The organism is Acetatifactor muris (assembly GCF_024623325.1).
GTDB classification, from domain to species: domain Bacteria; phylum Bacillota; class Clostridia; order Lachnospirales; family Lachnospiraceae; genus Acetatifactor; species Acetatifactor muris.
Map to the genome: position 1 here is coordinate 32,429 of NZ_JANJZD010000029.1, position 15,124 is coordinate 47,552.

Consider the following 15,124-nt stretch of genomic DNA (forward strand, 5'->3'; position numbering starts at 1 on the left):
AAACAGGTTGCATTGTATTTATTTTTCCTCTAATATGGATTTAGTAGAAAGGAAATACCATGAAACATCTCAAAACCATTTTGTCTGTTTTGCTGGCCTGTGCTGCTGTCGGGTGTCTCATTGCCGCCGGTGTCATACTTTTCCGGCAGAAGCAAAACGACAGCCGTTCTCAGGAAACGCTGGATGAGCTCCGCGCTTCCGCAGAAGCCCTGAAGAATGCCGAATCCTCCGGGCCTTCCGCAGAAAGTTCAGCATCTGATCTCGAATCAGCACAGGAAACACCCGAACCTTCGCCGGAGCCCACCGCAGTCCCGGAACCTGCTCCCGTTCCCGTGGAGAATCCTTACCGTGACAGTTTTCTGGCAAATGAGGATATGGCCGCATGGATTCAGATTCCTGGTACTCCCGTAGATTATCCTGTCATGTGGACTCCGGAGGACGAAGAATATTACCTTCTCCGCGGCTTCGACGGGAAATCAGACAATAATGGCTGCCTGATTCTGGATACTGACAGCTGTCTGAACCCGCTGACCACCAATCTGATTATTCACGGACATAACATGAAATCCGGCGCCATGTTCGGCAGTCTTACGGAATATGAAGACGCCGACTTCTGTGAAAAGCACAAAAGCATCATCCTATATACAAAAGAGCTGCAGCGCAATTATGAAGTGATTGCCGTTTTCCGTTCCCAGGTTTATAAAAAGACAGATCAGGTATTTAAGTTCTATAAATTCTTTCAGGCAGATACCCCGGAGGAATTTGACGATTTTTATCAGAATATCAAAGATCTTTCTCTTTATGACACCGGTGTCACAGCCGAGTTCGGAGATCATTTTCTGACACTGTCCACCTGCGTTTACCATGTGGATCGGGGCAGATTTGTGGTTGTGGCAAAGGAAACGGAGCCCGGCGACCTGTACCTGCCAGTTGATGAAGAAGAAAAAGCGGAACATGAATAAAAAGTTCACACAAGTAAAGGAGGTTCACACAATGAAAAAAGGAAAGAGTTTCAGAAACATTATCGCCATGATGGCCACTGCTGTTATGCTGTTTCTTCTGTCCGAGGGAAACTGTCTGAAGGTGGCCGCGGAAGAGCCCGTCACTTATGTGGTAAAGTACCTGGCCGATCAGAAGGAATGGTGCTATCAGGAAAACAGATCCGTATTTGACGATACCGTGACTTCCTGGCAGGTTTATCAGCTGCGGGAAGTGCTGAAAGCCGGGGACACCGTTGTAGTTTACAATGATACGACTGCTGATGTCACACTGGATCTGGGAAGCACACGCTTTACCAATCTCACCGTTTCCACGTCAGCCTTTACGGTTATCAACACAGGAGGCGTTCAGGACTGTTATATTCTCAGCAATTCCTCCTGCTCCGTCAACGGCAATATTACCAATGCCCATGTATATGATAATTCACTTGTGAATTTCGGCAACAATATCCAGGAACTGAGAATTCACTGCAACGACAAAATTACTTCTTCTGTGGGCTGCGGCGGCACCGTAGGACATTTATATGCCCCCTCCGACACTCTGCCCCGGACGTTTTATGATTTGTATGATTTCCAGGCCGGCAGCCTCATCATCGACCAGGATGGAGATCTGAATACACCTGACTGGCAGTACAGCAGAGAGCCGTCTTCCCAGCCTGTCGAACAGCCGACGCCTCAACCGGAAGTCCAACAGCCGGAAACGCAGCAGCCCGCAGCTCAGCCGACACCTGCTGCTCCTGCCGACAGCGATGATGAATATGATGCCGTACCCAAAACGGGTGAGAGCAATTCTGCCTTCTGGCTCATATGCGGTGGAGTTCTGTGCATGTTCGGAAGCATGGCCATCCGGCTTAAAAAATCAAAAGAATAAAATATAAAGAAACAGGGGACTGCCGCGGCAGTCCCCTTAATGATTCCCTCTCATCACTCTGCAGACTCAGGAATTCGCAAAGGCTGCAATCAAATCCCACGCTTCGGAAGTGCCATATCCCAGTCTCCACACAGCCACCCCGCCTATATTTTTCGCATTCATTACATTCAGCTTCACGGCAATGGACTCTTCATCCTCCACCCAGATCTGGTAAGTGGCAGAACCGCTCTGCCATTCCGCATAGTTCTGACAGACCGCTTCGTCCCATTCCGGCTGTATATTCATTCTCTGCAGATAATCCTCTACATTGTTCAGCGTAATATACTGATCTGTTACCTCAGCTCCCTCGGTCTTCCACAGAATGGTGTAGAAAGGCAGTGCATTTACCACCTTTTCCGCCGGAACCTGCTCTTCCTCCAGCGTTCTGGCCAGTCCGTTTGACACATATTCAATACTCGCCACGCTTCCGGGATCACCGCTGCCATGCCAGTGCTCGTCATAGCCCATGATAATCACATAATCCGCAATCTGTCCCTGAACATCCAGCCTGTAATAATTATTGAAATTAAAAGGGACATAATTATCAATCGACAGTATCAGTCCGCTGCTTCTGCACAGCACGGACAGTTCCTTCAAAAACTGTACATAATGGACTCCGCATTTCTGATCCAGACCTTCAAAGTCAATATTGACACCCTCCAGTCCCAGTCCGGATGCCGTATCCACAATGCTCTGCACCAGCGTCCGTCTCTTTGTGGTAGAAGACAGCACCTCATAACTGCTGATATCCGCACCGGTCTCATTCTTATAGTTAAAATTGTCCCACACTCCCCATACCTGCAGTCCCGCATCATGGGCCTGCTGGATATACTTTGTACTTGCAAAGGAGCGGAAATTACCATCGTTATCATTCAGGCTGAACCAGGTGGGCGCAATGACATTCAGCCCCTTTCCTTCCGCCAGCATATCGGCCAGGGTATCATTGCCGCCTTCCCCGCCTATGGCATGCCATGCCAGACTCACTTTGCCCGGCATTCTGACAGAAGTATACTCCTCCGCCACATAATCCGTCACTGCCAGCTCTGTCTCAGTTCCCGGATTGGCAAGCCTTTTATTTTCAATATATCCCACAATGGAATCGGAGGTCTTCACCTTGCTCCAGCTCTCCATCTCCTCCAGTACTTCCACAGTCTCTCCCTTTTCCATTTCCCGCAGAATGGGACTCTTAATCCCGCCCAGCACACGAATCTGCGTGTCCCTGGCAACTTCCATGGTCTGTCTCTGCCCCCATTGAGTATAGACCTGTACATGTCTGTCGAACAGAGACCAGGAATAGTTGCTGAACAGTTTTATATAATCTGCAGCCACGTAAACCGCCTCCCCTTCGGCATAACATATCATGTACTCTGTGGGATGACTTCCGTTCCTGTCGCTGTATTCCCTCCCGTCAAATAAGGCCTCTGCGGTATCATTTGCCGTCGTATAAAGCAGCTTTCCCTCGGCCATATCCACATAAAATCCCTCGTTCAGATAGGCAAAGACCGTATCCAGATCAAAGTATACTCTGCCTTCCCTCAAAGCTGCCTTCTCTTCAACCCAGTCATCCTGAAGAATAATAGCCAGTTCTCCTTCTATCACGCCGTAATATTCATCCAGATCAGCAAGTTCTTTACTGTAAGTATACTTGTCCAGTATCTTTCCTCCAAATCCTACCAGGGCCACGATTAAAATCAGTACCAGAGCCACGACTATGGGAATTATCTTTTTTTTCATAATGTGTCAGCAAACCTTTCTTCAGAATGTAATTGTCTACACGAACACACTCATCATATCACAGTTTGAGCATTACGTCATTATTAATTTTGTAACATTTTAGTAACATTTTGCCTGCCGAATACAGAATGCCACCGCCGTCAGCATGAGAGGCAATCCCGTTTTCCGCAGACGGCAGCATTCCGTTTCCCTGTTCTGTTCACTTTCCAGGTTTTCTTTGATTCATTTACGGCATTTACGTTTCACACAATCCAGAGGCATTTACACTGGGCCGATAATACGACACTTCATGGCGAAACCGTCAGCACCGGGTCACCTTGTCAAACCGCACCTGACAAATGGCTCCGGAAGGATCCAGTACATAATCGGCCATATAGGGACTGTTCTCCCGCACCGCTTTGGCCACCACTTCAATCGGAAGTACGGCACGGCCGTCCACAAAAAGTTCCACTCCGCTCCTGCGCATCTGTTCCAACTGCAGAAGCATATCCTTTTTAGTCCCCTCCATACTCTTTATCTTGCTTTTTTCTTCATGCAAAACAGTTCCTCCTCATTTTCGGGCTTCCCGTCCAGTCCAAAAGGATTCGGATATCGTGATGAATTATTTTTCGGGAAAACCCTTAAAATAAAGTAAATACCTTCGGCAGTACGCGCAATGGTAAAAATTTCCATCGTCGGTTAAGTTTAAATTGAATTATAATTGTGAAAATTAGTTGACATACCTATGATCAAGCAGGCTGTTACTTCCAGCACAATGCTTGTAAGACATCCTTAGACTTATGGCAGATTATTTATTCTGTCATATAATGTGCCATACACACTTAGAATAATAAAGGATGAAGTGGAACGAGTTGTTCCAAAAATCAGTGAAATCAACCTGAAAACAAGACTGCCGCCTCCTTCCCCGTACAGAGTACCAAAGGCATCTACAAAGTTACTATACCACAGCCATATTGATTTGGCAAGTAAAAACGCACGAATTATTAAAAATTGTTAAACTCCAATATCTGCTATTGACTAAAAGAAGCTGAAAGTATATTATGACTAACAAAGCATTTACATTACAGTTCAGCTATGCAGAAAGGAAAGGGTTGTCACATGAAAATCGAAAAAGTAAATGAGAACCAGATTCGCTGCACTCTGACCAGAGAAGATTTGGCAAGCCGCGAACTGAAAATCAGTGAACTGGCTTACGGAACGGAAAAAGCCAAAACACTGTTCCGCGATATGATGAGACAGGCAAACTTTGAATTTGGTTTTGAAGCCGAAGATATTCCGCTTATGATAGAAGCCATTCCGTTAAACGCCGAATGTATCGTCCTGATTATTACCAAGGTAGAGGACCCGGAAGAACTGGATACTCGTTTTTCCAGGTTTTCTCCCTCTGTCACTGAGGATGAGGGGGGAGACGGTGTAATCTCCGCTTACGGGGAGGATGCCTCCACCGAAATACTGGATCTGTTCCGGCAGATGCAGGCGGACAGGAACGACGGTGAGTCCGGCAGCACGCCGGAAAACTCCGACGGCGCTCCAAAGGAGCATACCCGGCTTTTCCTGATGCATTCTCTGCAGCAGGTGATAGAGGTATCTGCCATTATCGCCGAAAGCTTTCACGGATTAAGTTCTCTGTACAAAAATGGCCGTTCTGAAGGAAATGCAGGAAAATACCTGCTGCTGCTGACACAGGGAGAGGAAGAGAACAGTGTCTTCGACAGAACCTGTAATATTGTCTCGGAGTATGGAATTCCCCAGCGAACCGTACCGGGAAGCAGCGCCTTTCTGGCCGAACATTATGAATCTCTGATTCACGGCAACGCTGTGCACGCTCTGGGAAAAGCAGCTTCCTGAGCAGGCTTCGACAGTACTTCCATATGGAGTGAATAAGCCCCCGGAATCCTGCAAGACAGGACCGGGGGAGTCATTGTTACAGCGCTTCAATGGCTTTCATCAAAGCGTCAATATCAATTCCGTGGACCATCGCCGCTTCCTCCAGGGATTCTCCCTGTGCGGAAGGACATCCCAGACAGTGCATTCCCGCCTCCATCAGAACCGGAGCCACATCCGGATTGGTGCGCAGAATCTCGCCGATTGTCATTTCTTTCGTTATGTCAGCCATGATTTTCTCCTCTCTGTAATATATTTGATATGGACTCAGTATAAATCATTTCATAAAATCTGACAAGCTATTCAGGCCAAAAAATGGATAAGCCGTTTTGTTTATAAAATTCTTCTAAAATTTCGTATTTTACGGCGTATGTACCCAAAAAAGTACACATTCACGCCTTGACTCTCCTCTTCGTTTTTCATATAATAAAGGCATGACAGTTAGAAGTAGTATTTCACTTTTAATAACTTAAAATTTTACAGGAGGTTATTTCAAAATGAGACCAGAATGGACAGATTTTGTAGCAGGCAAGTGGGACAAAGAAATCAACGTTCGTGATTTCATCCAGCGGAACTATCATCCCTATGAAGGCGATGAAGCATTCCTGGCAGGTCCTACACAGAACACAAAAGATTTGTGGGCACAGGTACTTGACCTGCAGAAGCAGGAGAGAGAAGCAGGCGGTGTTCTTGATATGGATACCAAAGTTGTTTCCACCATTACCTCCCACGGCCCCGGCTACCTTGACAAGAGCAAGGAGACCATCGTAGGCTTCCAGACCGATAAGCCTTTCAAGAGATCTCTTCAGCCCTATGGCGGTATCCGTATGGCAGAGAAAGCATGTTCCGACAATGGTTACGAAGTTGATCCGGAGATTTCCGAATTCTTCTCCACTCACAGAAAGACCCACAATGCAGGCTGCTTTGACGCTTACAATCAGGAGATGAGAGCCTGCCGTTCTTCTCATATCATTACCGGTCTGCCCGATGCTTACGGCCGCGGACGTATTATCGGCGACTACAGACGTGTTGCTCTGTATGGTATCGACAGGCTGATCGAGGACAAGCAGGAGCAGAAGGATTCCACCGGACGCGTGATGACCGACGATATCATTCGTCTGCGTGAAGAGATTTCCGAGCAGATGGTTGCCCTGAAGATGATGAAGGAGATGGCTGCTTCCTACGGCTGCGATATCTCCAAGCCCGCTTCCAACGTACAGGAAGCCATTCAGGCAGTATATTTCGGATATCTGTGCGCTGTGAAGGAGCAGAACGGTGCCGCTATGTCCCTTGGACGTACATCCACCTTCCTTGACTGCTATGCGGAGAGAGATCTGAAGAACGGTACGTTTACCGAAGAGCAGATTCAGGAATTTGTTGACCATTTCATTATGAAGCTGCGTCTGATCAAATTTGCGCGTACTCCCGAGTACAACCAGATTTTCGCAGGCGATCCCGTATGGGTAACCGAATCCCTGGGCGGCGTTGGTGTTGACGGCAGACACATGGTTACCAGAATGAGCTTCCGTTACCTGAATACACTGACCAACCTTGGACCTTCTCCCGAGCCCAACCTGACCGTACTCTGGTCTACCAGGCTGCCGGCTAACTGGAAGAGATACTGTGCGAAGATGTCCATCCAGACTTCTTCCATCCAGTATGAGAACGACGATCTGATGAGAATTGATCACGGCGACGATTACGGTATTGCATGCTGCGTATCTTCCATGGTAATCGGTAAGGAAATGCAGTTCTTCGGCGCTCGTGCAAATGTTGCAAAATGTCTGCTTTACGCTCTGAACGGCGGTGTGGACGAAGTAACCAAGAAGCAGGTAGGTCCCAAGTATCGTCCTGTAACCGGCGATGTGCTTGATTATGATGATGTCATGAGCAAATTTGTCGACATGCTTGAGTGGCAGGCTGATGTATATGTGAATACTCTGAATATCATTCACTATATGCATGACAAATACTGCTATGAGAGAGCTGAAATGGCTCTGCATGACAGAGATGTGAAGCGCTATTTCGCAACCGGTGTTGCCGGTCTGTCCATCGTGGCTGATTCCCTTTCCGCAATCAAGTATGCAAAGGTTGAGCCCATCCGCGACGAAGACGGCGTGATTGTTGACTTCAAGACTACCGGTGACTTCCCGAAATATGGTAATGACGATGACCGTGTGGACAGTATCGCTCAGGAAGTTGTGCATAAGTTCATGACTGCCATCAGGAGACATCATACTTATAGAAACGGCATCCCTACCACTTCCATCCTGACCATTACCTCTAACGTTACCTATGGTAAGGCTACCGGTAATACACCTGACGGACGTAAGAAGGGCCAGCCTTTCGCACCCGGAGCAAATCCCATGCACGGACGTGACACACATGGTGCAGTAGCTTCCCTTGCTTCTGTATCCAAGCTTCCTTTCAATGATGCACAGGACGGTATCTCCAATACCTTCACCATCATTCCCGGCGCTCTGGGCAAGGAAGACAAAGTGTTCTCCGGTGATATCGAACTGGATTTAAAATAAGACATGTCAGTTCCATGATGTCACTGACATCAAACCGGCTTTGAGTAAGACGTTTTTCATGTAAAGTAAAAGGAGGGTATCATGGACGAGAAAAAAATGATCGATGACCTTGTGAAAATGCTGGATTCCGGTATGACCGAAGGTGTCGGCCATGTTAATGTAGACTTTGACGAACAGGCCGGACAGTCAAAAAACGTTCAGACAATGGGCTGTACGGATTGTTCCAGGACACCGTTGGCCTGCAGTGTACCCACACTTGAGCAGGGACTGGATGATTATCACTGACCGTCCGCGTTCCCACGCAATGCATGCAGCCGGGAAGAATACTGAAATCCGGTATTCTTCCCAGACATAATCATATAATATTTAAATATAAGGAGGAAATCATTATGGCAACAAATACTGCACAGGTTGACAACCTTGTTAACTTACTTGACGGCTATGCAACAAAGGGCGGTCATCATCTGAACGTAAACGTTCTGAACAGAGATATGCTGCTGGATGCTCAGAAGCATCCCGAGAACTATCCTCAGCTGACCATTCGTGTATCCGGTTATGCTGTTAACTTCATTAAGCTGACTCCCGAGCAGCAGGCAGATGTTATCTCCCGTACTTTCCATGAGTCAATCTAACTGACTGGACAGAACCCCGGGGAGTAATTCTTCCCGGGGATTTCCGCTGATGGAAATTATAAATGTATTATTTGCAAAGTCATAAATCTCAGAAAGTGTGGTGATCTTATGCAGGGCAGAATTCATTCTCTGGAAAGTTTTGGAACCGTTGACGGTCCCGGTACCCGTTTTGTCGTATTCGTACAGGGCTGTCCCATGCGCTGCGCCTATTGTCATAATCCCGACACCTGGGAAATGAATGGCGGCACCCTCATGGAGCCTTCCTATATTATAGAGCAATACGAGAAGAACAAGGCCTTTTATGCAAACGGAGGCGGTCTGACGGTAACTGGCGGCGAGCCTTTGATGCAGCTGGATTTTCTCATTGAACTGTTTACTCTTGCCAGGGAAAAAGACATTCACACCTGTATAGACAGTTCCGGAATTTCATTCCAACCGGATAATGCTCCGTTGATGGCTAAGCTTGATCAGCTGATGGCTCTGACCAATCTGGTCATGTTGGATATCAAACATATCGATCCGGAAAAGCACAGAGAGCTTACTCTGCAGCCAAATGAAAATATCCTGAAGTTCGCTGCCTATCTCAACGAAAAGCATGTGGACATGTGGATACGGCATGTGGTTGTTCCCGGAATCACCGATGATGAAAAGTATCTGTTTCAACTGGGATATTTTATCGGACAGTTCAGCAATCTGAAAGCACTTGATGTGCTGCCCTATCATACCATGGGTGAGAAAAAATATCAGAGTATGGGCATGGAATATCGCCTGAAAGGTATTCCTCCCATGGACAAGGATAAGCTGCTGGACAAAAAGAAAGCAATTATCGACGGCATTAAAAAAAGAAGGTCTGAAGAGGATCTACACTGAATCAGAGCAATATATCACAATATAAAGGAGGACAATACAATGGCATATGTAATCGGAGATGCGTGCGTAGCATGCGGTGCCTGTGCAGGAGCTTGCCCTGTAGGTGCAATCAGCATGGGAGACGGTAAATTCGAGATTGACCCCGATAAGTGCATTTCCTGCGGCAGCTGTGCAGGTCAGTGCCCCACCGGAGCAATTGAAGAAGAAAAATAATACGAGTAAGACAGTATATTTGAATCCTGTTTCACATAGGAAAGACGCTTCATTAAATGAAGCGTCTTTTCTTTTTACCATTCAGCGCAGGCTGTACCGTCTCCGGTATCCCCTGACCCTCCTTCCCTGCTGTCTTCTCCTGATTCTTCTCTGCTTTGGTCCTTCTCATCAGGCGACTCTTCTTCCGCAGCAGCTCGTCCATCCTCTTATAATGCTCTTCATCCCGTTCTGCCAGCATCCTGTCCCTGGCTTCTTCTCGCTCTTCCTGCATCCGGAACTGATAATCCAGCTCCTTTACCACACTTTCCCGGATTTCACGGCAGAGCTGTCCGTTATTCTCCTGCAAAGTCTGGCGTATCAGCTGTTGAAGCAGCCATTGAAGCCGTCTGGACTTGTCCTCTCTGGACTCCTGAACAGTCTCCTGCGCCTTCTTGCCCGGAACAATATCAATAGCCATTTCCGGACTTTCTCCGGACAATTCACTTTCCGCCGCCTCATCGCTTCGAACTATCTCTCTCTGCTCGGTTGGAAGTACATCCAGCTTACCATCCTTTAAAATCATCTTAATCGCCTTCAATTGCAATCCCCTTTCCTTCAATCCTTTAATCTGCTTAAACCGCTCCACGTCCTCTTCTGTGTAATAGCGATGTCCCAGCTCATTGCGCTTAATGGGCAGATGCAGTTCATCCTCCCAATAGCGCAGTACATGGCTTTCTACCTTTACCTCTTTTGCCGCATCAGAAATAAATAAATAATTGCCCATTTTTGCTCCTTTCCGGATAACTGACCGAACTTCCATACAATTGAAGAAGAAAAAAAGAGAATGAGCAATCACACCCATTCTCTTTCGTAATTTCCAGCTGTTAATTATTCTCTGTTTGTCTGTCCGTGCTCCAGATTGACGAAACGCTGATATTCCGGCAGCCAGGCCAGCTCTACAGTTCCGATGGGACCGTTCCTCTGCTTGGCAATGATAAGCTCCGCAATCCCCTTTTTATCCGTATCATGATTATAGTACTCATCCCGGTAAATAAACATAACCACATCCGCATCCTGCTCAATAGCACCTGATTCTCTCAAGTCTGAAAGAATCGGTCTGTGGTCCGGTCTCTGCTCCACAGCCCGGGAAAGCTGGGAAAATGCAACCACAGGTACTGACAGTTCTCTGGCCACTGCTTTCAGCGCCCGCGAAATATCTGAAATTTCCTGCTGTCTGGACTCATTCTTACCATTTCCTGTCATCAGCTGCAGATAATCAATCATTATCATGGACAGATTATGTTCCAGCTTATATTTGCGGCATTTGGACCGGAGCTCCGCAATGCTGATTCCCGGGGTATCGTCAATAATCAATGAGGATTTTCCAATCACCCCTGCACTTTCAATCAGCTTCTCCCACTCCTGATCATTCATCTGCCCTGTCCGGAGCTTTTGAGAATCCACATATGATTCCATGGAAAGCATACGGTTTACCAGCTGCTCCTTGCTCATTTCCAGACTAAAAATCGCCACTGTCAGATTCTTCCGGAATGCTGCATGGCGGGCGATATTCAGCTCAAGTGCAGTCTTGCCCATGGAAGGCCTGGCAGCGATCAGAATCAGATCCGAAGGCTGCAGTCCTGCCGTGCGATAATCCAGGTCCAGAAAACCCGTTGGAATTCCAGTGACATTTCCCTTGTTCTTCGCCGCTGCTTCAATTTTATCCATCGCATTCATTACAACCTGGCGAATGGGAACATAATCGTCGCTGGTACGCCTCTGTACCAGCTGAAAAACGCGTTTTTCCGTGTCCTCCAGAATATATTCCAGAGATTCCTTACCGGCATAACAGGTATTGGCAATCTCTTCATTGAGCCGAATCAACCTGCGAAGTGTGGATTTCTCGGCTACAATTCCGGCATAGTACTTGATATTTGCCGAAGTCAGCGGTGTACTCAGCAGCTCTCTGATAAACTCCAGACTGCTGACCTCCGGCGGCACATCCTTTGTCCGCAGGCGATCCTGCAGGGTAATCAGATCTACCGGACTTCCCGCATCGTTCAGTTCCCGCATGGTCTCAAACAATACACCATACTGTTTATTGTAGAAATCATCTCCGCTGATAATCTCAGAGGCAACTACTATAGCTTCCCGGTCCATAATCATGGAACCGATTACAGACTGCTCGGCCTCCAGACTGTTCGGCAATATTCTCTTCAGTACGTTTTCTTCCATGACACCCACACTTTCGGAGATGATTTTCTTCGCATCAGACCTCTCAACTCTCTGCCACTTTCACCGTCAGCTTTGCAGCCACCTGGGGATGAAGCTTGGCAACCACCTCAAAAGAGCCGAAGCTTTTCAGATTTTCAGATAACTGAATTTTTTTCTTGTCAATCTCCAGATTATGCTGCTCTTTGTATGCCGCCGCAATTTCTTTTGTGGACACCGAGCCAAAGGCTCTTCCACCCTCCCCGGCCTTAATCTTTACCACAACCGCTTTTTCCTCCAGCCTGGCGGCAAGCTCTCTGGCCTCCTCCAACAGCTTCTGCGCAACTTTGTCCTCGTTGGCCTTTTTCAGCTTGAGGTCATTCATGTTCTTCGCAGTAGCTTCCGTTCCTATCTTCTTCGGAAGGATATAATTTCTCGCATAGCCCTCACTTACTTCAATTACATCCCCTTTTTTCCCCAGTTTTTTTTCATCCTGTAATAGTATAATTTTCATCTTACCGAATCCTTTCCTGCCCGCGCCGGTTCCTTCTCCGCAGGTCTCACTCTTATGTGCCTCTGTTTAACGGCACTTACCTTTTTCTGTTTTCCACGCAACTGCTGCTTTAAAAGTTCAGACAGGTTCCTGCCCCATTCCTATATTTCATGATTTTCCAGCATACTGTCAACGGTTCGTTTCAACACGCCAATCGCTTCGATAATGCCCACACCCTCCATCTGGCAGGCCGCAATATTCAGATGTCCGCCGCCGCCCATGCGCTCCATGATAATCTGCACATTCACCTCGTCAATAGAACGGGCACTGATATAAATTTTCCCCTGGTAATTAGTCAATACAAAGCTTGCCTTGATTCCCTTGATATTCAGCAGCTCGTTGGCCGCCTGTGCACCGATAATGGTAGGACTGGGAAGCTCGTCCGCCGTACAGATGGAAATGGCAAAAAACTGTCTGTAAATCTCCGCCTGACTGACTGCATCCGCCTTGGCTTTATATTCGGCAGCCTCCTCCCGGAACAGCTTCCGGACACGTGTCACATCTGCTCCGTTGCGCCGCAGAAATGCAGCCGCCTCAAAGGTACGCACGCCTGTCTTCGTCATAAAATTGTTGGTATCAATCATGATGCCGGAATACATACAATCCGCTTCTTCCGAACGGATTTTGATATTATCATAAGTGTACTGCAGTATCTCCGATACCATCTCACAGGATGAGGATGCATAAGGTTCCACATAGGAAAGCGTGGCGTTCTCGATAGTCTCCGTCCCCTGTCTGTGATGGTCCAGTACCACTACAGATTTACAGAACCGCAGCAATTCCGGACACTCTGTAATGGAAGGCTTATTCACATCCACCACCACCAGAACGGTGTTGCTTCCCGCAGCCTCAATTGCCTGCTGGTTCCCGATAATCATATCGTCCTCATATCCCGGACTGTTCTGAAAAAGCTCAACCATCGGCTGTATTCCCGGGGTCACTTCATTCAGCACGATATGGGCCTTGCGTCCCAGTGTCTGCGCAATCCGATAAATTCCCACTGTGGCACCGAAGCTGTCCGCATCCGGCATTCTGTGTCCCATGACCAGCACCTGATCCTTGCCGGTGATAATTTCCCGAAGGGCATGTGCTTTCACACGAGCCTTCACGCGGGTATTTTTTTCCACCTGCTGGCTCTTTCCTCCATAGTATGTAATGCTTTCCGGCGTCTTGATTACCGCCTGATCCCCGCCCCGCCCCAGCGCCAGATCTATGGCATTGCGGGAAAATTCATAGTTCTGGGCGTAGGTCAGTCCATCCAGCCCCACACCGATACTGATTGTCACCGCCATCTCGTTTCCGATATTTACCGTCTTCACATCTTCCAGCAAATCAAAACGGGCTTCCTGCAGCTGCGCAATGGCGCGCTTACGCATAATCACCAGATACTTGTCCTTCTCCAGCTTCTTACAGATACCGTCAAACGCCGATATATATTTATTTACCTTTCTGTCAATCAGCGCAATCAGCAGAGAACGGCGAACCTCTTCCACTCCCTGCAGAGCCTCATCGTAGTTATCCAGATAAATCATACCCACAGCCAGACTCTGATCATCTACTTCCTGCAAGGCAATGTGCAATGCAGTCTCATCATAAAGATATACCGCAATCAGGTAACCATTATACCCTTCAGCGTCGATGATATCGCTGTGTTCCGCCATTTCTCTCAGAGAAATCTTTCTGAACTTCGCGACATATTCATTTCCCTCATACTCCAGCTCGTATTGCGCTTCGTCCACACCATCCTCTTCCGCATCCGGCAGGCGATCTCTGGTAATGGTGGGAAAAAGGGATGTGATGGATTTCCTGTAGCCCTTTGGCTGGTGAATCACTGTCTCAAATGCTGTATTGGTCCATATCACTCTTCCTCCGTCATCCAGCAGTGCATACGGCAGGTCCAGTTCCCGCAGAAGCACACGCTGAATCTGTCCGTACTCTGTGGCAAAGCTTATAAGTTCATTCATAATGACCGGTTTATTATAAAAGTACAGGGACAGGGTAATTGCGAAATAAAATATGATATATCCCGCCAGAAGAAGTCCTGCGCGGGTATCAATCATCAGCATGGCAACCTCCACAATACACAGCAGTATGCCAAGATATATACTGAATTGTATATATGTCTTAATATGTCCCTTTAATTTTATCCTTTTCTTCATATGAGTACCTTATTTTCTTTTAAGATTGAACAATAAATTCATTATATCATATTCTTCAGTGCTATGCCACAATTTAATTTGTCTAATAAGGAAATGTTTTGTAGAAAAGAAAAAACCAACCGTCCTTTCGAACAGTTGGTTTGCCGCTTTCATTCTTAATCCTGCACATAGGGCATAAGGGCCACATGACGTGCTCTCTTAATCGCTGCCGTCAGAGCTCTCTGATGCTTTGCACAGTTGCCGGTAATGCGGCGGGGAAGAATCTTCCCTCTCTCGGACACATACCTTTTCAGCTTGTTGGTATCCTTGTAATCAATCACATTATCCTTGCCGCAGAATACACAGACTTTCCTCTTCCTGCGGACTCCGCCCCTCTTTCTCACCGGGCCGTCGGGTTTCTCTGCCTTATTATAAGCCATGTCAATGCCTCCTATCACACATAGTCAA

Annotated in this window: 16 protein-coding genes; 8 read left to right on the plus strand and 8 right to left on the minus strand. The window is 47.3% G+C overall.

Annotation, left to right across the window (positions count from 1 at the left end; all coding sequences use genetic code 11):
- Nucleotides 1–59: 59 nt before the first annotated feature.
- Together NSB25_RS21905 and NSB25_RS21910 are read left to right on the plus strand one after the other, a co-directional pair.
- Nucleotides 60–962, plus strand: coding sequence for a class B sortase (locus NSB25_RS21905; RefSeq protein WP_103241324.1), 903 nt, complete (start codon nt 60–62; stop codon nt 960–962).
- 31 nt (nt 963–993) lie between these two features.
- A complete protein-coding gene (locus NSB25_RS21910; RefSeq protein WP_146040135.1) occupies nt 994–1,869 on the plus strand; it encodes a hypothetical protein in 876 nt (291 codons plus the stop codon).
- A 66-nt stretch (nt 1,870–1,935) separates the two neighbouring features.
- Here the strand turns inward: NSB25_RS21910 and NSB25_RS21915 are convergent, their stop codons facing one another.
- A complete protein-coding gene (locus NSB25_RS21915) occupies nt 1,936–3,642 on the minus strand; it encodes a glycosyl hydrolase family 18 protein (RefSeq protein WP_103241326.1) in 1,707 nt (568 codons plus the stop codon).
- A 301-nt stretch (nt 3,643–3,943) separates the two neighbouring features.
- Nucleotides 3,944–4,180 carry a hypothetical protein gene (locus NSB25_RS21920; RefSeq protein WP_103241327.1) on the minus strand — a complete coding sequence of 79 codons (237 nt, stop codon included), beginning with the start codon at nt 4,178–4,180 and terminating at the stop codon, nt 3,944–3,946.
- Nucleotides 4,181–4,740: 560 nt separating this feature from the next.
- On the opposite strand from NSB25_RS21920, the gene NSB25_RS21925 reads away from it, so the two are divergent.
- Complete coding sequence (locus tag NSB25_RS21925) at nt 4,741–5,490, plus strand: adaptor protein MecA (RefSeq protein ID WP_103241328.1); 750 nt, start codon at nt 4,741–4,743, stop codon at nt 5,488–5,490.
- 76 nt (nt 5,491–5,566) lie between these two features.
- Here NSB25_RS21925 and NSB25_RS21930 read toward each other — a convergent pair whose 3' ends face one another.
- Nucleotides 5,567–5,758 carry a DUF1858 domain-containing protein gene (locus NSB25_RS21930; RefSeq protein WP_172455223.1) on the minus strand — a complete coding sequence of 64 codons (192 nt, stop codon included), beginning with the start codon at nt 5,756–5,758 and terminating at the stop codon, nt 5,567–5,569.
- Between the two features lie 265 nt (nt 5,759–6,023).
- Here NSB25_RS21930 and pflB point away from each other — a divergent pair, with 265 nt between their 5' ends.
- From pflB to NSB25_RS21955, 5 genes are all read left to right on the plus strand, one after another.
- Nucleotides 6,024–8,060, plus strand: coding sequence for a formate C-acetyltransferase (gene pflB, locus NSB25_RS21935; RefSeq protein ID WP_103241330.1), 2,037 nt, complete (start codon nt 6,024–6,026; stop codon nt 8,058–8,060).
- Between the two features lie 81 nt (nt 8,061–8,141).
- Nucleotides 8,142–8,345, plus strand: coding sequence for a hypothetical protein (locus NSB25_RS21940; RefSeq protein WP_103241331.1), 204 nt, complete (start codon nt 8,142–8,144; stop codon nt 8,343–8,345).
- Nucleotides 8,346–8,368: 23 nt separating this feature from the next.
- Nucleotides 8,369–8,692 (plus strand): autonomous glycyl radical cofactor GrcA3, encoded by a 324-nt coding sequence (gene grcA3 / locus NSB25_RS21945; protein ID WP_257479312.1) that lies wholly within the window; start codon nt 8,369–8,371, stop codon nt 8,690–8,692.
- A 108-nt stretch (nt 8,693–8,800) separates the two neighbouring features.
- Entirely contained in the window at nt 8,801–9,562 is a 762-nt protein-coding gene (gene pflA / locus NSB25_RS21950; RefSeq protein WP_103241332.1) for a pyruvate formate-lyase-activating protein, read from the plus strand.
- Between the two features lie 39 nt (nt 9,563–9,601).
- Nucleotides 9,602–9,775 carry a DUF362 domain-containing protein gene (locus NSB25_RS21955; protein ID WP_103241333.1) on the plus strand — a complete coding sequence of 58 codons (174 nt, stop codon included), beginning with the start codon at nt 9,602–9,604 and terminating at the stop codon, nt 9,773–9,775.
- A gap of 52 nt (nt 9,776–9,827) precedes the next feature.
- Here NSB25_RS21955 and NSB25_RS21960 read toward each other — a convergent pair whose 3' ends face one another.
- The 5 genes from NSB25_RS21960 to rpsR form a co-directional block, all read right to left on the minus strand.
- Nucleotides 9,828–10,538 carry a helix-turn-helix domain-containing protein gene (locus tag NSB25_RS21960; protein WP_103241334.1) on the minus strand — a complete coding sequence of 237 codons (711 nt, stop codon included), beginning with the start codon at nt 10,536–10,538 and terminating at the stop codon, nt 9,828–9,830.
- A 104-nt stretch (nt 10,539–10,642) separates the two neighbouring features.
- Complete coding sequence (dnaB, locus tag NSB25_RS21965) at nt 10,643–11,989, minus strand: replicative DNA helicase (protein WP_103241335.1); 1,347 nt, start codon at nt 11,987–11,989, stop codon at nt 10,643–10,645.
- A 43-nt stretch (nt 11,990–12,032) separates the two neighbouring features.
- Nucleotides 12,033–12,479: a 50S ribosomal protein L9 gene (rplI, locus tag NSB25_RS21970; RefSeq protein WP_103241336.1), complete on the minus strand. Its 447-nt coding sequence runs from the start codon at nt 12,477–12,479 to the stop codon at nt 12,033–12,035.
- 140 nt (nt 12,480–12,619) lie between these two features.
- Complete coding sequence (locus NSB25_RS21975) at nt 12,620–14,677, minus strand: DHH family phosphoesterase (protein ID WP_103241337.1); 2,058 nt, start codon at nt 14,675–14,677, stop codon at nt 12,620–12,622.
- A 155-nt stretch (nt 14,678–14,832) separates the two neighbouring features.
- Nucleotides 14,833–15,096 (minus strand): 30S ribosomal protein S18, encoded by a 264-nt coding sequence (gene rpsR / locus NSB25_RS21980; RefSeq protein WP_103241338.1) that lies wholly within the window; start codon nt 15,094–15,096, stop codon nt 14,833–14,835.
- Between the last annotated feature and the right edge of the window lie 28 nt (nt 15,097–15,124).